This window comes from Candidatus Limnocylindrales bacterium, assembly GCA_035571835.1.
Taxonomy (GTDB): domain Bacteria; phylum Desulfobacterota; class Binatia; order UBA1149; family CAITLU01; genus DATNBU01.
Map to the genome: position 1 here is coordinate 111,947 of DATNBU010000018.1, position 13,375 is coordinate 125,321.

The window sequence follows — 13,375 nt, forward strand, 5'->3', positions numbered from 1 at the left end:
AATGTACCTGTCCCCTTTATGAAAGTTGCGATTGCTGGCGGTGGGACGGGGGGGCATTTGTTTCCCGGGTTGGCGGTGGCGGAGCTGGCGCGCGACAGCGGCGTTGCAGACGAAGTCGTGTTCTTTGGTGCGGAGCGCGGCATCGAGTCGTGGGCGGTGCCGAAGGCCGGCTTCGAGCTGGTCGCAGAGAAAGTCCACGGCATCGCCGGCGGCAGCCCGCTCGCGGCGCTCCGTTCGCTCGGCGAGATGCTCGCAGCAACCCGACGCGCGCGCAGCGCGATCCGCCGCCGCGCGATCGACGTCGTGATCGGCCTCGGCGGCTACGCATCGGCGCCGGCGGTTCTCGCCGCGCGCTCGCTCGGCGTCCCGGTCGTGCTGCTCGAGCAGAACCGGCGCCCCGGAATCTCCAATCGCGCGCTCGGCCGGCTCGCGACGCGCATCTGCACGAGCTTCGAAAGCACCGCTTCGTCGTTCCCCACCGGCCGCTCGGTGCTGACCGGCAATCCTCTGCGCAAGGGATTCGAGATCCGCCCGCCGCACGCCGGTCGCGATCTTCTTCTGGTGTTCGGCGGCAGCGCCGGCGCGCGAAGCCTCAATCGCGCGATGACGACGGCGCTCGCCGAGCTTGCCGGCGAAGCGGCGGCAAGCGGGCACCCCGAGCGCGGCAGCCTGCCGCCGATCCTTCATCAGGTCGGCAAGCCGTTCGTCGACGAAGTGCGCGCCGCATATGCGAAGGCGAACGTTACGGCCGAAGTCACGGCGTTCATCGACGACATGCCGTCGGTCTATGCGCGCGCGAGGCTCGCCGTCTGTCGCGCCGGTGCAACCAGCCTTGCCGAGCTGATCGCGACCGGCACGCCGTCGGTGCTCGTGCCACTTGCGACGTCGGCCGGCGATCATCAGCTCGAAAACGCGCGTGAGCTCGAGGCGAGCGGCGCTGCGCAAGTGGTGATCGACGACAATAATTGTGCGGCTGCACTCGCTCGCGCGCTGAAACAGTTGCTCCCTGACGACAGCGCGCTACGCTTGATGTCGGACCGCGCGGCTGCCATGGGGCGGCCCGGTGCAGCGCAGCGGGTGCTCGACGTCGTCGTCTCACTCGCCGGCACGCGGCACCAGCGCTGACTGCAGGAACCGGGAACGTCCCGGTTCCCGTTCCCGGAACCGTCATGACTCTCGACGAGCGATTCGACAGCGGGCCGGCATGGTCTTCCTTAAAGATTCCGGCTGACGGCGCCGAAGGGACGACTGCGCCCGCGCGCCACCTTGGCCGGATTCATCTGGTCGGCATCGGCGGCATCGGCATGAGCGGCATTGCCGAGGTGCTGCTCACGCTCGGCTACACGATCAGCGGCTCGGACCTGTCCGACAACGATACGACGCGCCACCTGCGCGAGCTCGGCGCCGAGATCTGGCTCGGCCACGACGCGAGCCACATCGGCAGCGACATCAACGTCGTCGTCATCTCGTCGGCGGTCTCCGACGACAATCCCGAAGTCCGCGCCGCCCGCGAGCATCGCGTGCCGGTGATTCCGCGCGCCGAGATGCTGGCCGAGCTGATGCGCGTCAAATGCACCGTCGGCGTCGCCGGTGCACACGGCAAGACCACGACCACTTCGCTGGTCGCAGCCGTGCTGAGCGCCGGCGGGCTCGATCCCACGCTCGTGATCGGCGGCCGTCTCAAATCGCTCGGCGGCACCAACGCGCGTCTCGGCCGCTCGCGATACATGGTCGTCGAAGCCGACGAGAGCGACGGCAGCTTTCTTCTGCTGCGCCCAACGCTCGCGGTGGTCACCAACATCGACCGCGAGCACATGAACTTCTATGGCGACATGGAGGTGCTGCGCACGTCGTATCTCGCGTACATCAACGCCGTTCCTTTCTACGGAAAGGCGGTGCTGTGCCTCGACTGCCCGGAGATCCGCGCGCTGCTGCCGAAGGTTCGAAAGCCGCACCTGACGTACGGAACCTCTCCGGAAGCCGACCTTCGCGCGACCGGGATCCAGTATCACGGCCTGTCGAGCTCGTTCGACGTCACGTTCAAGGGCGCGCCGCTCGGTCGCGTCAACGTGGCGATGCCTGGCGAGCACGCGGTGCGAAACGCGCTCGCGGCGCTCGTCGTCGGCATGGATTTCGGCCTCGACTTCCAGAGCTGTGCGGCCGCGCTCGCAGGTTTCGAAGGCGTGATGCGCCGTTTCGAGATCAAGGGCGAGGCCGCCGGCGTTACCGTCGTCGACGATTACGGCCACCATCCGACCGAAGTCTGCGCAACGCTTCGCGCCGCGCGGCTGGGCTATCCGGACCGGCGCATCGTCGCGGTGTTCCAGCCGCATCGCTTCTCGCGCCTCGCCGACCTTTTCGATCTGTTCGCCGAATGCTTCGAAGACGCCGATGCCGTGGTGCTGACCGACGTCTACGCGGCCGGCGAAAGCCCGATCGAAGGCTACGACGGAAGACGGCTGGCCGAAGCCGCCGGCCGCATCCATCCGGGCGAAGTCGTGTTCGAAGGAGCCGGCGCCGATCTCGCGTTGCGCGTCGCAGCACGCATCCGGCCCGGGGATCTGGTGCTGACGCTGGGTGCCGGCGACGTGACAAAGCTCGGCCCGCTCATCCTTCAGGAATTGCAGGCACTGCAGCAGGCGCAGACTGCGCCGGCCGCGTCGCGGAGCGGCGATGCGGCCGCCGCGCGTCCCAAAGAACACCAGCCCGGAGCCTGACCGTGAGCACGAACGCCGCGTCGGAACCGGGCGAGCTCGCGGCCCGCGTCGCGGCTGTCGCCGCACGCCTGTCCGGCGTCGTCGATGTCGCCACTGACCATTCGCTCGGCCGCTACACGTCATTCCAGATCGGCGGCCCGGCCGATCTTCTGGTCGAGCCGGCTTCGGTCGAAGCCCTCGCCACGATCCTCAAGGCGACCAGCGAGGTCGGCGTGCCGGTCACGTGTCTCGGCGGCGGCACCAACATCCTCGTCTCGGACGCCGGGATCCGCGGCGTCGTCGTGCGGCTCGGCAAACCGTTCGCGTACATTCGTGAACTTCGGGCCGAGGTCGACAGCGTCAGCCTCGAGGTCGGCGCCGCGACCCGCTTCATCCGCCTGGCCAAGGACACGGTTTCGCGCGGCCTCGCCGGCCTCGAGTTCGCGGCCGGCATCCCCGGATCGGTGGGAGGCGCCGCGCAGATGAACGCCGGTGCCTTCGGCGGGGAAATCTCGAAGACGATGACCTCGATGGTGTACGTGACGGGCTGTGGGGAAATCGTCGAAAAACAGCGCGAAGAGCTGCAATTCTCCTATCGAAAGCTGGCGTTGGAACCGGGCACCGTGATAACTTCGCTGCGGTTCCGTTTGCTCCGCTCGTCGGTGGGTCGGTTGCAAGAGGCAGTGGCGCGGGTTCAGGAAAAGCGCAGACGGAATCAGCCTGCCGGCTATCCAAACGCCGGCTCGATTTTCAAGAACCCACCCGGCGAGTTTGCCGGTCGGCTGATCGAAAAGGCCGGTCTGAAGGGAACGACGAAGGGCGGTGCTCAGGTCTCACCAGAGCACGCGAACTTCATCATTAACCTTGGATCGGCGACCGCGTCCGATGTCCGCGAGTTGATGGGCTTGGTCCAGGAGGAAGTGTGGTTGAGGTGCGGGGTGTGGCTGGAACCAGAGGTGCGACTCATCGGCGACTTCGGGCGATCGGATGAAGAAGCGACCTCGCGTTCGTAAAGCCAGGCATCAGGTTGCGTCATGGATCCGGCCGGTCGCGGTGTTTCTCGCGACCGCTGTGTTCGTGACGACCGGCGCGTGGGCCGCGTGGGGCCGCGTCGTCCCGTACGTGAAGGGGCACGACTACTTCCGTCTTCGCTCGATCCGCATCGCGTCCGACGAGACGCGCGTCTCGCCGCAGAGCCTTGCCGAGATCGCCGGACTCTACGACGACGCATCGCTGTGGGACGTCGATCCGCAATCGATTGAATCGACGCTTGCCGACGCGAGCTGGGTGCGGCGCGCGAGCGTGCAGCGCCACTTCCCGTGGCAGGTCAGTCTTTCGGTGTCCAAGCGGCATGGAATCGCCGCGGCCGTCGCGAACGGTAAAGCGTATCTCGTCGATCCGGAAGGCGTGCTGTTCCACGAGATCGACGAAGCTTCGGTTCCCGATCTTCCGTACCTGACCGGCTGGGATTCGGCCGCAAGCCACGCCGAACAGGCCGAACGGCTGCGCGCGCTTCTCGGCGTGCTCGATAAAGCTTCGGGCCGCCAGGTCGAGGTTTCCGAGCTGCACATGGACGACGACGGCACCGTCTGGCTCTACGCGACTGGCGTCAAGGCGTCGGTGCGCATCGGCGATGCATCGAAGGCCCTGGTCGCGCTCGACCGCCTCGTCGTGGCGCTCGCCGAGCTCGGCCCGCTCGCCGATCGTGCGCGCGTGATCGACACGGATTATCGAGACCGCATCGTGATCCGCGGCGCCGACGACAAGCTGCCGGCGATGCTCGCCGCGCAGTCCGACAAGACCTCTTCCGGCCAGGAAACTTCCGACGCGCGCAGTGCACGCCGTGCTGCGCGCACAGGCCCCGTTTCCAGTAACAACCAGCCTTCCGCACACGGGCAGGTCAAGGCGGCGCGGCATGGCTAAGAATCTTCCCATCGCGGCCCTCGACGTCGGCACGCAGAAGGTGACGCTGCTCGTCGGCGAACGCACGGCGACCGGCCTTTCGATCCTCGGCATCGGCACCAGCGCCTCGCGCGGAATGCGCGCCGGACGCGTGAGCGACGTCGAACGCACGGCGGCCGCGATCATGGCAGCGCTCACCGAAGCCGAGCGCATGGCCGGCAGCCAGATTCACAACGTCGTGGTTTCGGTCTCGGGCGACCACATCAAGGGCGAGAACAGCCACGGCGTCGCGCGCATCGACAACGACGAAGTTTCCAATCGTGCCGCGGCCCGAGCGATCGCTGCGGCTCGTGCGATTCCGCTGCCGCAGGACCACCGGCCCATTCACCTGCTCAAGCGCGACTTCGTCGTCGACGGGCAGGTCGGCATCGCCAATCCGGTCGGCATGAGCGGCGTGCGCCTCGAAGCGCACCTGCACGTGATCTCGGCTGCCGAATCGGCGCTGCGCAACCTCGCAAAGAGCTGCAATCGCGCGGGCCTTACGGTCAGCGGAACCATCGCGTCGTCGCTGGCGTCGGCCGAAGCCGTCCTCGAGCCGGATGAGCGCGAGCTCGGCGTGGCGGTCGTCGACATCGGCGCCGGCACGGTCGACATGGCGCTTTTCCAGCGCGGATCGGTCGTGCATTCGGGCGTGTTCGGGGTCGGCGGCGTCGACGTCACGCGCGACATCGCGCACGTGCTCGAAACGCCGCTCGGTGAAGCCGAAAGCCTCAAGAAACGCCACGGGTGTGCGGTGGCCGACCTCGTCGATGAAGAGCTGATGGTCGAGGTCAGCGGCATCGGCGGCCGCGAGCCGCGCGAAGTCGAAGCCAGGCATCTCGCCGAGATCATCGAGCCCAGGCTCGAGGAAATCTTCGAAACCATCCGCGACGCGATCATCCGCTCCGGATACGGCGAGCTTCTTACGTCGGGCGTCGTGCTGACCGGCGGCACGGCGATGATGGCCGGCATCGTCACACTGGCGAGCCGCGTGCTGCAGATGCCGGTGCGTCTTGGTGAGCCGAGCGGGATCGAAGGTCTGGGGGACGAGATCGACGACGCGTCGTTTGCGACCGCCGTCGGTCTCGCGCTCGGACTTCCCGAAAAGGGAATGAGCGAGCCGTGGCGTGCAGGCGTGGCTTCGCGGCTGCTGCCCGGATGGGTGCGGCGCCGCTTCAAGGAAATGGTGTGAGCGCTGTGCACACGCAGATGCTTCCATCAGACAGTGTTCGAGAGCATCGAAAGGGTTCTTTCCAATTATTTCTCCGTGTGACTCGCGGAGCTCATCCGGCGGCAACTCGTGACCAGGTGGTCACGCGTGCAAATCCAGACCGGGAGGTGTGGTCATGATCGAGCTGGTCGACGAAAATCTGAACAACGCGCGTATCGTGGTGGTGGGTGTGGGCGGCGGCGGCGGTAACGCCGTTACGACGATGATCCGGTCGGACATGGCCGGCGTCGATTTCATCTGTGCCAACACCGACTCGCAGGCCATCGGCACCAGCCTCGCGCCCGTCAAGGTGCAGCTCGGCTGCTCGCTGACCAAGGGCCTCGGCGCCGGCGCCAATCCCGAAGTCGGCCGCAAGGCCGCGCTCGAGCAGGAAGACATCCTGCGCGAAGAGCTTTCCGGCGCCGACATGGTCTTCGTGACCGCCGGCATGGGCGGCGGCACCGGCACCGGCGCGGCGCCCGTCATTGCGCGCATCTGCAAGGACCTCGGCGCGCTCACCGTCGGCGTCGTGACCAAGCCGTTCGGCTTCGAAGGCCGCCGGCGTCTTCGCCAGGCCGAAGAAGGCATCCGCGAGCTTCGCGCCGCGTGCGACACGCTGATCGTGATCCCGAACCAGCGCCTGATCGAGATCGCGAGCCGCAGCACGACGACGCGCGAGGCGTTCAAGAAAGCCGACGAGGTTCTGCTGCACGCCGTTCGCGGCATCTCGCAGATCATCACCGAGCCCGGAACCATCAACGTCGACTTCGCCGACGTGCGCACGATCATGAGCGAGATGGGCATGGCGATGATGGGCCACGGCGCCGGCTACGGCGACAGCCGCGCGATCGACGCCGCGACCAACGCGATCTCGAGCCCGCTGCTCGAGGACATCTCGATCCACGGCGCGCGCGGCGTGCTCGTCAACATCACGGCGAGCGAGGACTTCGGCATCCAGGAGCTCAACGAAGCGGTCGAGCTCATCCAGACGCAGGCGCACGAAGACGCCAACATCATCGTCGGCCTCGTGCACGACACCAACCTCGAAGACGAAGTGCGCATCACCGTGATCGCAACCGGCTTCGGCGACCGCCTGATCGACCGGCTGCAGCCGGGCCGTGACCGCGGCGAGAACATCATGACCGCAATGACCGCGCCCGAGCGTGCGTCGGAGCGTCCGTCGGCGCAGCTTCCGCGCCGCGATTCGTTCCGGCCGGTCTCGGGCCGCGCACCGATGTCGTCGATGATGGATGCCGGCATCGAAGAGCCGTACCAGACCGGCGAAGCCGAGCAGGACGCGCCGCAGCGGCGCGAGCCGGAGATGGGCCCGGAAGAGACCGCGGCCCGTCAGGAAGAGCTCGAGTTCGCCGCGATCAGCGCCGACGACGATGCGCGCGTGCCGGCGTATCTCCGCCGCTGGAAACAGAAAGGGCAGCGACTGATGCGCTAAGGGACGAGCGCGATCACGGTTGTTCTGCGGGCGACGCCTCGCCTCACCATGGACGTGGTGGGGCGGGGCGTTTCTTTGTGGCGCGGTCGCCATCGCACCGCTCGCCTCGGCAACGGTCGCGTATTCGAGCGTATCGAGTAGAGACGCCCGAACAGCCCAGCAACCAACGGAGCCCGATCATGACCGACGCACCCGCCTACACGCCGCCCAAAGTCTGGACCTGGAACAAGGAAGCCGACCACCGCTTTGCGAACATCAACCGGCCGATTGCCGGCCCGACGCAGGAAAAAGAGCTGGCCGTCGGACGCCACCCGTTTCAGCTGTATTCGCTGGCGACGCCGAACGGCGTGAAAGTCACCGTGATGTTCGAAGAGCTGCTCGCCCTGGGCCACGCGGGTGCCGAGTACGACGCGTGGATCATCCCGATCAACATCGGCGAGCAGTTCGGCTCGGGCTTCGTCGCGATCAATCCCAACTCGAAGATTCCCGCGCTGCTCGACCGCTCGACGCCGCAGCCGACCCGAATCTTCGAGTCCGGCGCGATCCTCCTGTACCTCGCCGAGAAGTTCGGAGAATTCGTGCCGACCGACCCGTCAAAGCGCGCCGAATGCATGTCATGGCTGTTCTGGCAGATGGGCGCGGCGCCTTACCTCGGCGGCGGCTTCGGACATTTCTACGCGTACGCACCGCAGAAGATCGAGTACGCGATCGACCGCTTCGCGATGGAAGTGAAACGACAGCTCGACGTGCTCGACCGCGAGCTCGCCGGCAAGGAATACATTGCCGGCCCCGACTACACGATCGCCGACATGGCGATCTGGCCCTGGTACGGTTCGCTGGTGAAGGGGCTTCTCTACGAAGCCGGCGAGTTCCTGAGCGTGCACGAGTACACGAACGTCATTCGCTGGGCCGACCAGATCGCGGCGCGCCCCGCTGTCCAGCGCGGACGCATGGTCAATCGCGCGTGGGGCGATCCGGAAACCCAGCTCTTCGAGCGCCACGACGCGAGCGACTTCGACAAGGTGAAAGCCGCGGAATAGCGATCGTCAGCGTCGGCGCACGACGCTGAACAGTGCGGTCACGATGACCGCGCCCGCGCGTCAGTAGTTGTGCACCAGGATGCGGTGCTGCCCGACGAAGTACGTGTGACTTCCGCCGACCTCGAGGTTGTAGACGAACTCGTCGTCGCTGCCGGGCGCGTCGAGTGACACCGGCTGAACCGCGAACGTCGAATACGCGACGGCCGGCGGCGTGGCCGGCTCATGATAGCCGGCAAAATACGTCTCCGCGGACACCTTCTCGTTTGCCGCGACGGTCAGCAACGAGCCGTCCTGGTCGCGGAGCGTATCGGCGACGGCAATGTCGGCGGCGCGCACCCAGCCCTTGCCGGTTACCCAGAACGGATGCGCGTCGGTCGTACGGATCGTCTCGCCGCCGACCTCGATGCGCCGCAGGTTCATGGCCGGATTGCGATACGCCTTTACGACTTCGCGCAGCGTCGTCTGCTTCGACGTCTCGTCCCACGACCAGACCTGATCGCCCGGCTTGAGATCGCGGATCGGACGCAGTCCTTCGGCCGTCGCGACGACCGTATCGCCCCGGAAACAGGGATACTGGCAATGTGAGCTGTTGCAGAAGTTCGAACAGCAGTCCGCGTTGGCCGAGCACGAGAAGCCGAGATTTATGCACTGGTTCTGGCAGGTGTCGCTGCAGCCGTCGCCGTCGACGACATTGCTGTCGTCGCACTGTTCGGTGCCGGCGATGATCCCGTCTCCGCAGGTCGTCGAGCAGGTCGACGGAGCACCGGTGCAGTCGAAGCCGCTCTCTTCGTTGCAGAACGAATCGCATCCGTCGCCGTCGGAGATGCCGCCGTCGTCGCATTCTTCCGGAGCAGAGATGATGCCGTCGCCGCAATAGAGCAGCGTCGTGCTGGTCGTCGAGCTGGTTGTCGTCGAGCTCGTCGTGGTCGAGCTGGTCGTCGTCGACGTGGTTGAAGTGCTGCTGGTACTGGTGGTCGTGCTCGTGGTGGACGTCGTGGTCGTCGTCCCGGGGACGCACTGGTTCGCGACGCACGAGCTTCCGGAGTCGCACGGCCCGCACTCGATCGGAAGACCACATCCGTCGCCCGCCGTGCCGCATTGCGCGCCGACCGCCGCGCACGACTGCGGCGTGCAGCAGACCCCGAATTTATCCGCCGGGTTCAGCGTGACGCAGACATGGCTGCTGCAGCTCTTGGACACGTGGCATTTCGAACCGTTCGGCTTGCCCCCTGCCGTCGCGACGTCGGCAGTCGAGATCAGCGCCACGGCCAGCAACGAAGAAAGGATAAGCTTGTTCACGAGGCCCCCCTGCGACGACCGTCGCTTCCCGGCAGACATCAATCGCGACGCCGTTTTCGCACGCGACCGGTCGGTCGACAAACCGCCGGCCAGCGGACCGGCGCCCGGGCGCCGGCAGACAAAGCAGGGTCGCGAGGCGTCTTGCCTTGGCGTTGGCTCGGGCCGTCCGGTATTTGCGCCGACGCTTGGGAAGTCGCCGAGGAGCTGGGCGCTGCCCGGTTCGGGACACTCGCAGGACTTCCGAGAGATCGTCGGAAATGTTAGTTGCAGCACGGGGAAGTTAGTTGGGGGGGCCGCGCCCGCGGCGCCCGGGAGGGCTTATGCCGAAATTGACGAGGCTGTTTGTTTTGACGGTCGCTCTTTGCGCGCTGTTCCAGGCTGCGCCGGCCTTTGCGACGTGTGTTGGCGATGCGCCCGACGGCGTTCTCGACGTCGGCGAAGATTGCGATCTGCTCGTGCCCGTACCGGGCGACTGCTGCTCGGACGATACGAGCGGCGTCAATGCATGTACGTTCGAGACGGACTCCTACACCTGCCGCCCGTCGGTCGGTCCCTGCGATCTCGACGACAAGTGCACCGGCGGGTCGGAGACGTGTCCGGCCGACGCCAAGAGCACCGGCGAATGCCGCAGCTCCGCCGGAGTCTGCGACGTTGCCGAGACCTGCAACGGCATCGACGACGGATGTCCGAACGATGACAAGAGCGAGGCCGAATGCCGCGCGTCAGCCGGCGTGTGCGATGTGGCCGAGACCTGCGACGGCATAGGCGACGACTGCCCGACAGATGCCAAGAGCACGGCCGAGTGCCGCGCGTCGGCCGGCGCCTGCGATCTTGCCGAGACCTGCGACGGCGTCAGCGACGACTGCGGCATCGATGCCAAGAGCACGGCCGAGTGCCGCGCGTCGGCTGGAGTCTGCGATCTCGCCGAAACCTGCGACGGCGTCAGCGACGACTGCGGCATCGATGCCAAAAGCACGGCCGAGTGCCGGGAGTCGGGCGGCGTGTGCGATCTGGCCGAGACCTGCGACGGCGCGAGCGACGACTGCCCGACAGATGCGAAGAGCACGGCCGAGTGCCGCGCGTCGGCCGGCGTCTGCGATCCGGCCGAAACCTGCGACGGCGCGACCAACACCTGCGGGGCCGATGCCAAGAGCACGGCGGCATGCCGGCCCTCCGCCGGAATCTGCGACCCGACCGAAACCTGCGACGGCGTCGCCGACGGCTGTCCCGCCGAATCGTTCTCCGCAACCAGCGTGACCTGCCGCACTGCCGTGACGGCATGTGATCAGACCGAGATGTGTACCGGCACGTCGGCCGGTTGCCCGGTCGACGCAGCGGCTCCCCTCGATACATCGTGCGGAAGCAGCTCCAGCGATACTTGCGACCAGGCCGATTCGTGCGACGGCTCGGGCAACTGCCGGCCGAATCACCGGCCGGACGGCACCTCGTGCAACGACAACGCTTACTGCAACGGCGCGGACACCTGCGGTGGCGGCACCTGCAGCATCCACGCGGGCAATCCCTGTCCGGGCCCGGACGATGACAATAACTGCGCCGAGAGCTGTGACGAAGGCAGCGACTCCTGCACCGGCGCCGATCCCAACGGATCGGCGTGCGACCTTGCCGACGACTGCACGGACGGCTCGACGTGCACGGCAGGAACCTGCGGCGGCGGCGACTCCACGCGCTGCCTGTGCGGCGACGAACCTCTGACGACAGGATGCCTCGCAGCCGGCAAGTTCCAGATCGCGATCAAGGATACGGGCGACGTGGCGAAGAACTCGATCAAGTGGAAGTGGGGTCGGGGCGTACCGGTCAATCCGGCGCTGCTCGGCACTCCGACCACGACCACGAGCTACGCATTCTGCATCTACGACCGGACCGGCAACGTACCGGTCAAGGTTGCGGCGTACGGTCTGCCGCCGAATCCGGTGTGGGACTCGAGCGTCGGTTCCATCAAGTACTCCGACAAGACCGGGCTGCACGACGGGATCGCGTCGATCAAGGGCAAGGCCGAACCGGATCCGGGCAAGTCCAGCATGGCCGTACGTGTGGCGGGCGCCAATCTGGTGATGCCGCCGACGTTCAACTCGGTCGAATTCTTCGACCAGGATCCGTCGGTGACGGTGCAGCTCGTCAACAGCAGCGGTGGCTGCTGGACCTCGGACTTTACGGCCGCGAAACTCAACACGGACCTGAGCTTCCTGTCGAAGGGACCGTAACAATCCGGCGGGCGGCGCCCGCTTCAGATACGCCGTCGAGACGGCCTGCGACTGCTGTCACAAGCCGTCGAGACGGCTTGTGACAGCAGTCGCACGCGCGCATTCTTGCGCGCCGCGGCCGGACCGCGTCAGAAGATTCGGAGGGAAAAAGATCATGATTGCTTCATCGGTTCGCCGCAGCCGCAGGGCTGCGCTCATCGGGATCCTCACGTCCGCGATGGTTGCGTATGGCCATGTCGCCGGTGCGACGCCTTTTCGTCTCGACTACCTCGTCAGCGACGAAGGCGGCGGCGTGTACCGCTACGACTTCGTTCTCGAGCTCGACAACAACGATTCGTCGTGGGCTGCAACGCAGGGCTTCGCAAACATCATCTTCGGCGATTGTTCTCCGGCGTGCCCGAGCCCGCTGACGTCCGTCACTTTCGTCGCCACCGATCCGCCGTGGACGAGCTTTCTCAACCTCAGCAGCACCGACCACAACGGACCGGCGCTTTACCCGAACTCCACATACTACGTCCCGACGTCGGTCGGCGAGGTCAAGACATGGAGCGCAACGGCGACGGCCAACCTCGCGCAAGGAAGTCTCCTGTGGTCGAACCTGACCAGTCAGAACGGCGGCGCGCTTGCCGATCTGGAAGTCGCCCACCGGCTGGCTCCCAATTGTGGAAACGGCGTCATCGATCCGGGCGAGACGTGTGACGACTCCAACATCCGCAATGGCGACTGCTGCGGCGCCGACTGCCTGCTCGACGCTGCCGACGAGGCCTGCGAGGACGCCGACCCCTGCACGATCGGCGGAGTGTGCAACGGCACCGGCACGTGCATCGGCGGACCCGTCGACGAATGCGACGACGGCGACGCGTGCTCGCCGGACTCGTGCGTTGCGTTCAGCGGGTGCGTTCACGGCACCGAGCCTGCGACCGGATGCATCACGGCCGAGTCGAACTCCATCAAGCTCAAGTATCCTCCGGCCGAACGCTTCAAGGACCAGCTCAAATGGAAGTTCTCCGGCGGGCAGATGGTCGAGCAGGCCGATCTCGGCAATCCGAGGGTGGACCGCACCTACGCGCTTTGTATCTACGACCAGACGGCTTCGGTTGCGTCGCGGGTCGCGTCGATCAGCATCGGAGCTTCCACGCTCTGGACCGACAAGGATCCCAAAGGCTTCCAGTTCAAGAGCAAGACCGGACTGGTCAACGGCGTCGCCAAAGTCGCGCTGAAAACCGGCGCGGACGGAAAGAGCTCGGCCAGCCTCATGGCGAAGGGAAATCACGTGCCGATGCCGGTGCCGGTCAGCGGCAGCAAGTACATGAACAAGGACTCGAAGGTCATCGTTCAGCTGGTCAACGACCAGACTTCGATGTGCTGGACCAGCGAGTTCACGGCGGCGAAGAAGAACGACGGGGCGACGTTCCAGGCAAAGACGCCGTAACGCGTTTTCGATCGGCAACTTCCGGCGGCGCCGCCGCGGCCAATCGCTGTTCTCGCATGTCGTTTGCGCGAGGCGGGCTCGTTTG

The 13,375-nt window shown here is 66.4% G+C and carries 10 protein-coding genes; 9 read left to right on the plus strand and 1 reads right to left on the minus strand.

All coding sequences use genetic code 11. From position 1 onward, the window contains the following. Positions 1–18 precede the first annotated feature (18 nt). From murG to yghU, 7 genes are all read left to right on the plus strand, one after another. On the plus strand, positions 19–1,125 hold the full coding sequence (gene murG, locus VN634_08885) for an undecaprenyldiphospho-muramoylpentapeptide beta-N-acetylglucosaminyltransferase (protein ID HXC50983.1): 1,107 nt from the start codon (positions 19–21) through the stop codon (positions 1,123–1,125). Positions 1,126–1,169: 44 nt separating this feature from the next. Further along, complete coding sequence (gene murC / locus VN634_08890) at positions 1,170–2,717, plus strand: UDP-N-acetylmuramate--L-alanine ligase (protein HXC50984.1); 1,548 nt, start codon at positions 1,170–1,172, stop codon at positions 2,715–2,717. A gap of 2 nt (positions 2,718–2,719) precedes the next feature. Further along, the gene (murB, locus tag VN634_08895; GenBank protein ID HXC50985.1) at positions 2,720–3,709 is read left to right on the plus strand and encodes a UDP-N-acetylmuramate dehydrogenase; all 990 of its coding nucleotides are present in this window, start codon (positions 2,720–2,722) and stop codon (positions 3,707–3,709) included. Then, positions 3,684–4,619, plus strand: a complete 936-nt coding sequence (locus tag VN634_08900; GenBank protein HXC50986.1) for an FtsQ-type POTRA domain-containing protein — start codon at positions 3,684–3,686, stop codon at positions 4,617–4,619. The genes murB and VN634_08900 overlap by 26 nt, the downstream gene beginning before the upstream one ends. Next, a complete protein-coding gene (gene ftsA, locus VN634_08905) occupies positions 4,612–5,829 on the plus strand; it encodes a cell division protein FtsA (GenBank protein ID HXC50987.1) in 1,218 nt (405 codons plus the stop codon). The genes VN634_08900 and ftsA overlap by 8 nt, the downstream gene beginning before the upstream one ends. A gap of 154 nt (positions 5,830–5,983) precedes the next feature. Then, on the plus strand, positions 5,984–7,297 hold the full coding sequence (ftsZ, locus tag VN634_08910) for a cell division protein FtsZ (protein HXC50988.1): 1,314 nt from the start codon (positions 5,984–5,986) through the stop codon (positions 7,295–7,297). Between the two features lie 179 nt (positions 7,298–7,476). Then, positions 7,477–8,337, plus strand: coding sequence for a glutathione-dependent disulfide-bond oxidoreductase (gene yghU / locus VN634_08915; protein HXC50989.1), 861 nt, complete (start codon positions 7,477–7,479; stop codon positions 8,335–8,337). 60 nt (positions 8,338–8,397) lie between these two features. Here the strand turns inward: yghU and VN634_08920 are convergent, their stop codons facing one another. Next, positions 8,398–9,636, minus strand: coding sequence for a polymorphic toxin-type HINT domain-containing protein (locus VN634_08920; protein ID HXC50990.1), 1,239 nt, complete (start codon positions 9,634–9,636; stop codon positions 8,398–8,400). 347 nt (positions 9,637–9,983) lie between these two features. Between VN634_08920 and VN634_08925 the strand changes: the two genes are divergently transcribed. Further along, on the plus strand, positions 9,984–11,858 hold the full coding sequence (locus VN634_08925; protein HXC50991.1) for a hypothetical protein: 1,875 nt from the start codon (positions 9,984–9,986) through the stop codon (positions 11,856–11,858). 154 nt (positions 11,859–12,012) lie between these two features. After that, positions 12,013–13,290, plus strand: a complete 1,278-nt coding sequence (locus tag VN634_08930; GenBank protein ID HXC50992.1) for a hypothetical protein — start codon at positions 12,013–12,015, stop codon at positions 13,288–13,290. Positions 13,291–13,375: the final 85 nt, after the last annotated feature.